The sequence below is a fragment of the Nonomuraea sp. NPDC001684 genome (assembly GCF_053596515.1).
The window spans coordinates 1-5,314 of sequence record NZ_JBSFGJ010000562.1 but is presented as its reverse complement, the minus strand read 5'-3'; the positions used below and the strand labels follow the sequence as shown (position 1 = coordinate 5,314).

Annotated in this window: 6 protein-coding genes; 3 read left to right on the top strand and 3 right to left on the bottom strand. The window is 73.4% G+C overall.

What is annotated here, in order from left to right:
* From lnt to ACWCSD_RS47110, 3 genes are all read left to right on the top strand, one after another.
* On the top strand, positions 1–1,029 hold a 1,029-nt coding region (gene lnt / locus ACWCSD_RS47120; protein ID WP_449925433.1), incomplete at its 5' end, for an apolipoprotein N-acyltransferase.
* Complete coding sequence (locus ACWCSD_RS47115; RefSeq protein ID WP_358286574.1) at positions 1,026–1,772, top strand: polyprenol monophosphomannose synthase; 747 nt, start codon at positions 1,026–1,028, stop codon at positions 1,770–1,772. The genes lnt and ACWCSD_RS47115, both read left to right, overlap by 4 nt.
* A 97-nt stretch (positions 1,773–1,869) precedes the next feature.
* Complete coding sequence (locus ACWCSD_RS47110) at positions 1,870–2,367, top strand: FxsA family protein (protein ID WP_358286576.1); 498 nt, start codon at positions 1,870–1,872, stop codon at positions 2,365–2,367.
* A gap of 5 nt (positions 2,368–2,372) precedes the next feature.
* Here the strand turns inward: ACWCSD_RS47110 and ACWCSD_RS47105 are convergent, their stop codons facing one another.
* The 3 genes from ACWCSD_RS47105 to ACWCSD_RS47095 form a co-directional block, all read right to left on the bottom strand.
* The gene (locus tag ACWCSD_RS47105; RefSeq protein WP_449925429.1) at positions 2,373–3,386 is read right to left on the bottom strand and encodes a DUF2804 domain-containing protein; all 1,014 of its coding nucleotides are present in this window, start codon (positions 3,384–3,386) and stop codon (positions 2,373–2,375) included.
* An 11-nt stretch (positions 3,387–3,397) separates the two neighbouring features.
* A complete protein-coding gene (locus ACWCSD_RS47100) occupies positions 3,398–4,801 on the bottom strand; it encodes an NAD-dependent succinate-semialdehyde dehydrogenase (RefSeq protein WP_449925426.1) in 1,404 nt (467 codons plus the stop codon).
* On the bottom strand, positions 4,794–5,314 hold a 521-nt coding region (locus ACWCSD_RS47095), incomplete at its 5' end, for a GntR family transcriptional regulator (protein ID WP_449925423.1). The genes ACWCSD_RS47100 and ACWCSD_RS47095, both read right to left, overlap by 8 nt.

The following is a 5,314-nucleotide window of genomic DNA, read 5'->3' as shown; positions in this document are numbered from 1 at the left end:
CTGGTGCGGCCCGCCGCCACCGTGGGCAGGGCCGTGAACCAGGTCGTGCGCAGGGCCGTCCCGGTGGCCGTGGCGCTGGCCGTGCCGCTGCTCACGCTCGCCCTGCCGAGGCCGGGCGACGAGGGTCGCTCGATCAACGTCGGCATCGTGCAGGGCAACGTCCCGGGGCGGGGCATGCACCCGCTCGGCGACGAGCCGGCCGTCGTCCTGCGCAACCACGCCGAGGAGACCAAACGGCTGGCCGACGCCGTGCGCGCCGGGGCCCTGCCCAAGCCCGACATCGTCGTCCTGCCCGAGAACTCCACCGACATCGACCCCTACACCAGCGCCTTCGCCCGCCAGGTGATCGACGAGTCGGTCAAGTACGTCGGCGTCCCCACCCTGGTCGGCGCCGTCGTGGCCATCGGCGACGAGCACCGCGCCACGCGCAGCCTGGTGTGGGACCCGGTGAGCGGTCCCGGCGCCTACTACGACAAGCAGCACCTGGTGCCGTTCGGGGAGTACACGCCGTTCAAGGAGATCGTGCTGGCCCTGTGGGAGCGGGCCAACCTGGTCGGCCGCCAGTCGGTCGCGGGCACCGAGCCGGGCGACCTGAAGCTCGGCCCGGTCACCATCGGCGCGGTCAACTGCTACGAGGTGGCCTACGACGACACCGTGCGCGGCACCGTGCGCGCCGGCGGCACCCCGCTGGTGGTGCAGACCAACAACGCCAGCTACGCGCTGTCCAACCTGCCCCCGCAGCAGCTCGCGATGTCCAAGCTGCGGGCCGTCGAGCACAACAGGGCCGTCGTCACGGCCGCCACGACCGGGATCTCCGCATATGTCACGCCTGACGGTAAGGTCTCCTGGCAGACCCGTGAACTTGTCCCTGACATGAACGTGGTCAAGGTGCCCGTACGCACCCAGGAAACGATCGCCACAAAGGTGGGCGAGCTTCCTGAATGGGCATTGATGTTGATGGGAGCGGTGGCTGTGGGAGTCGCCGCACGGCGCGGCAGGCGAGGCGACCGAATGGGGAACGGCTCATGATGGAGACTGTCGGCCGGGTGCTCGTCGTCGTCCCGACCTACAACGAGCGCGACAACCTGCCCGCGATCGTCGAGCGGGTGCGCGCCGCCGTGCCGGACGCCCACGTGCTGGTGGCCGACGACAACAGCCCCGACGGCACCGGCGAGGTCGCCGACGCCCTGGCCGAGGCCGACGAGCACGTCCACGTGCTGCACCGGCCGGGCAAGCAGGGGCTCGGCGCGGCCTACATCGCCGGCTTCCGCTGGGGCCTGGGCGAGGGCTACGACGTGCTGGTCGAGATGGACGCCGACGGCTCCCACCAGCCCGAGGAGCTGCCCAAGCTGCTGCAGGCGCTGGCCGACGGCGCCGACCTGGCGATCGGCTCCCGCTACGTGCCCGGCGGCAAGGTGGTCAACTGGCCCCACCGGCGCGAGCTGCTGTCCAAGGGCGCCAACATCTACACCCGGGTGATGCTCGGCCTGCCGGTGCGCGACGCCACCGCCGGTTTCCGCGCCTACCGGGCCGCCACGCTGGAGAAGGTGGGCCTGGCCGGGGTCGAGTCGCAGGGCTACTGCTTCCAGGTCGACCTCACGCTCCGCACGTCCAGGCACGGGCTGCGGGTGGTGGAGGTGCCGATCACGTTCGTCGAGCGCACGGTCGGCAAGAGCAAGATGAACGGCAAGGTCATGTCCGAGGCGCTGTGGCGCATCGGCATGTGGGGCGTCACCGGCCTGCCGCGCCGCCTGCGCCGCACCCGCGGCTGACCGGCGGCTGACGGGCGCCCGAGGATCCGCGTCCAGGAACGCGCGCGGCCCGCCGGACGTTGTTCCTGATGTACGTGTGCGCGGAATCGAGGAAACGATGCGGCTGCTGCTGTTGCTGGCCCTGCTGGGCGTCCCGGTGCTGGAGGTCTGGCTGCTGATCCAGGTCGGATCGATGATCGGCGGATGGCCGACCGTCGGCCTGCTCGTCGCGGGCAGCCTGCTGGGCGCCTGGCTGGTGCGCCGTGAGGGCCGCCGGGTCTGGCGGCGTCTGCAGGCGGCGCTGTCGGAGGGCCGGGTGCCCGACCGGGAGCTGGCCGACGGTGGCCTGGTGCTGGCCGGCGGCGCCCTGCTGATGATCCCGGGCTTCTTCACCGACGTCGTCGGCTTCGTCTTCGTGCTGCCCTTCACCCGGCCGCTGATGCGGCGGCTGGCGTCGTCGTTCTTCGACCGGCGGGTCAAGCGGGTGGCGGCGGCCTCGCCGTACGCGAACATGTTCCCGTCGGCGCCCGGCGTGGACCGGGCCTCCCAGGGCGGCAAGGTCGTGCACGGCGAGGTCATCCGCGGCGAGGTCATCCACGACGACCGCGACGCCTGACGGCGCTACCAGCGCCGGTAGACCTCCTCGGCCCAGCCGTACAGGCCGTCGACCGTGACGCGCTCGCCGTCGTCGGCGACGACCGTGCCGCGGTAGTGGCCGAACGCCTGGGCCTCCTGGCTGCGCATGTAGAACGCGCGCCGCACGTCGGCCTCGCGCACGTGCTCGGGGACGAACTCCAGGTCCACGCGCTCGCCCTCGATGCGCCAGGGCGCCCGCCAGTCGGTGGTGTCGTACCGCCAGACCAGCTCTTCGCTGATCTTGTGCAGGCGGCCGTCGAGGACCAGGCCGTTCTCCACGCTGCCGGTGCCGTCGGTCCACTTGCCGCCGATCTGCAGGGCGACGTCGCGGCCGCCGGGACGTCCGGCGGCCGCGCCCCAGTTCCAGCGGATGTCGCCGGGCCAGCGCCCGCGCCCGAGGTCGAGCGTGGCCAGGGCGTCGGCGGGGTCGAACTCGTAGGTCAGGCCGCCCACGCGCACGCTGCCCTCGGCGGGCCGCCCGACGTCCTTGACCGTGTACTGGAAGCGGCGCGGGCCCCAGGGCACCACGACCGACAGGCTCTCGCGGCCCGGCACCCGGCGCACCAGCACGTCGGCGGCGATCTCGGCCGACTTCAGCCGCAGCCGGGTGCCGCCGGCGGTCTCGTCGACGCTGATGCGGACCGGGCCGGCGCCGATGCGCACGCTGCCCTCGCCGCCGCGCTCGGAGAAGGCCACGCCCCTGGCCGGGACGAGCAGGCCCCGGCTGGAGACCTGCTCGCCGGTGCGCCGGTCGAGGAAGAACGCCGACTCGCCGGCCAGGTAGTCGAGGCTGCTGGCGCTGAAGGCGAACACGTGGCCGGGGCTGGTGACGCACCAGTAGTCCCAGCGCATGGTGCGGCCCCAGCCGCGGATGTTGGCGCGGTGCAGCGGGGTGCGGCTCCAGCCGACCGCGGCCGGGTTGAGCCGGCCGTCGGGCAGGCACAGGTCGACCCGGCGGGTGATCTCGCGCTCGGCGACCGAGCGCGGGCTCGTCTTCATCGTGCTCTCCGTCATCGTCCCAGCCCCACGCTGAGGTACTTGTACTCCAGGTAGTCGGCCACCCCGTGGTGGCCGCCCTCGCGCCCGTAGCCGCTGCTCTTGATCCCGCCGAACGGCGCCTGCGGCGGCGCCAGCGGGCCGCCGTTCACGGTGACCATGCCGAACTGCAGCTCCTCGGCCACGCGCAGGGTCCTGGTCAGGTCGTTGGTCCACACGTAGGCGGTCAGCCCGTACGGGGTGGCGTTGGCGCGTTCGACGACCTTGTCGCAGTCGTCGAACTCCAGCACCGGCGCGACCGGCCCGAACGTCTCCTCACGGCAGACCAGCATGTCCTCGCTCACCCCGCCCAGCACGGTCGCCGGGTAGTACGTCCCCGCCCCCTCCGGCCGCCGCCCGCCGGTCAGGACGACCGCGCCCTTCGCGACGGCGTCCTCGACGTGCCCGCTCACCTTGGCCACGGCCGCCTCGTCGATGAGCGGGCCCAGCTCGGCCGCCCGCGCCTGGCGCACCAGCTCGTCGGTGAAGGCGGCGGCCAGCGAGGAGTGGACGAAGATCCGGTTGGGCGAGGTGCAGGCCTGCCCGGCGTTGAGGAACTTGCTGCGGGCCACCGCGCGGGCGGCGGCGACCGGGTCGGCGTCGGGGAAGACCAGCACGGGCGCGTGCCCGCCCAGCTCGACGCTGAGCCGCTTGACGTCGTGGGCGCTCTGCCTGATCAGCTCGCGGCCGACCTCGGTGGAACCGGTGAAGGACACCTTGCGCACCCGCGGGTCGGTCATCACCGCCTGGCCGAACCCGGCCGGCCGGGACGTGGTGACCAGGTTGAACACGCCCGGCGGCAGCCCGGCCGCGACGAACGCCTCGGCCACCGCGATCGCCGACAGCGGGGTCTGCTCGGCCGGTTTGAGCACGACCGTGCAGCCGGCGGCCAGCGCCGGGCCGAGCTTGCGGGTGATCATCGAGACCGGGAAGTTCCACGGCGTGATGCCCGCGACCACGCCGACCGGCTCGGGCAGCAGCCAGATGCGGTTGCCCTCGTGCGCGCCGGGCACGGTCTCGCCGTACAGGCGGCGGGTCTCCTCGGCGGCCCACAGCAGGTGGTCGGCGCCCGAGAGCACCTCGCCGGTCGCCTCGGCGAGCGGCTTGCCCTGCTCGGCCGTCGTGATCGCGGCGATCCGGTCCGCCCGCGCGGTCAGCTCGCCGGCGGCGGCCCGCATGAGGCCGGCGCGCTCGTGGGCGGGCATGGCCCGCCAGCCGGGCAGCGCCGCCGCGGCCGCGTCGACCGCCTGCGTGGCCAGCTCGGGGCCGCAGTCGGCGACCTGCGCCAGCGGCTCGCCGGTGGCGGGGGAGCGGACGGTGAAGGTCTGGTCGGCCTCCTGCCATGCGGCTCCGATGAGAGCCTTGCGGGTGTCAGCCATGTGTCTCCTGGATTCCTTCGATGAGGGCCTTCATGGCGGCCATCTCGTGCGCGTGCTGCAGCCTGCCCGCCAGCGGGATGTCGCCTTCGACCAGGGCGTTCCTGATGGCGATGTGCTCGGCGTGCGATTTGGGCAGCCGCCAGGGCACCAGGCGGAAGCCGCGCTGGGCGGTCTCCGTGCGGGCCCACAGGCTCTGCAGCATGCGGTGGGTGAGCTTGCTGTGCTCGGTGTCGCACAGCAGGGAGTGGAAGCGCCGGTTGAGGCGGGCGAAGGCGGCGACGTCCTCGCGGGCGACGGCGGTCTCGCACTCGGCGAGCACCGCGTCGACCTCGGCCAGCCGCGCGCCCTCCAGCGGCACGCCGCCCAGCTCCAGCGCCAGCGCGGTGAGCGCGGCCCGGACGCTGTAGAGCTCGCGCACGTTGGCCACCGTGAGCTCGGCGACCACGGCGCCGACGTGCGGGCGCTCGACCAGCCAGTCCTCGGAGCAGAGCTGTTTGATCGCCTCGCGCACGG

What these genes read in the sequence shown, in the direction of transcription:
- ACWCSD_RS47105 (WP_449925429.1), bottom strand. Translation starts at nt 3,386, where the DNA reads ATGAAGACGAGCCCGCGCTCGGTCGCCGAGCGCGAGATCACCCGCCGG.
- ACWCSD_RS47115 (WP_358286574.1), top strand. Translation starts at nt 1,026, where the DNA reads ATGATGGAGACTGTCGGCCGGGTGCTCGTCGTCGTCCCGACCTACAAC.
- ACWCSD_RS47100 (WP_449925426.1), bottom strand. Translation starts at nt 4,801, where the DNA reads ATGGCTGACACCCGCAAGGCTCTCATCGGAGCCGCATGGCAGGAGGCC.
- ACWCSD_RS47110 (WP_358286576.1), top strand. Translation starts at nt 1,870, where the DNA reads ATGCGGCTGCTGCTGTTGCTGGCCCTGCTGGGCGTCCCGGTGCTGGAG.